This is a genomic window from Mesorhizobium sp. P2_E7 (assembly GCF_056403855.1).
In genome coordinates this window covers 1-743 of sequence record NZ_JBFUER010000019.1, presented here as the reverse complement: position 1 = coordinate 743, position 743 = coordinate 1, and the positions used below count along the sequence as shown (strand labels likewise).

Sequence of the window (743 nt, the reverse complement as noted above, 5' to 3'; positions counted from 1 at the left end):
CCTATACCCGCGATGCCGGCTCGGCCGGCGGCCATGACGACGTCTTCACCTACACTATCAAGGACGGCGACGGCGACACCTCTCACACCACGCTCACCATCTCGATCGGCGACGGAACGCCGACCGTATCGATCCCGGCAGCGGGCGGCGACGACACGACGGTCTATGAGGCTGGCCTGCCGGCGCGCGCCGGCGAGCCTTCCGGCTCGAACGAGCCTGCGACCTCGGAAACGACCTCGGGTACGATCGGCTTCACGTCGCCGGACGGCCTGACGACAGTGTCGCTGGGCGGCCATGTACTGACCGGTGTCCCGACGGCGTTCGCCGACGGGACGACAGGCACGCTGACAGCAAGCTATGTCTACAATCCGGCGACCGGCCTCGGCACGATCAGCTATTCCTATACGCTCATCGACAACACGCTGACCGATCCGTCGAGCACCAGCTTCGCGGTGGTGGTGACCGACGCCGACGGCGATCCGGCGCCGGCCGGTAATCTGGTCATCAACATCRTCGACGACGTGCCGACGGCAAACCTCGACACCAACAGCATTCTATCGGGCCAGTTCGGTCCGGTCACCGGCCAGGTGCTGACCAACGACGTGTTCGGCGCCGATGGCGCCACCACGACCGTGCCGGCCGGCGGTGTCGTCGGCGTTGCCGTCGGGACCACGGCGGGCGGCGTCGACGCCAATGTCGGCACCCAGATCCAGGGCGCCTACGGCAAGCTGACGCTCAATGCC

The 743-nt window shown here is 67.3% G+C and carries 1 pseudogene; it reads left to right on the top strand.

The annotated features are described in order from the left end of the window. Positions 1 to 743, top strand: a pseudogene (locus AC1DYC_RS31100) (hypothetical protein); the annotation flags it as partial.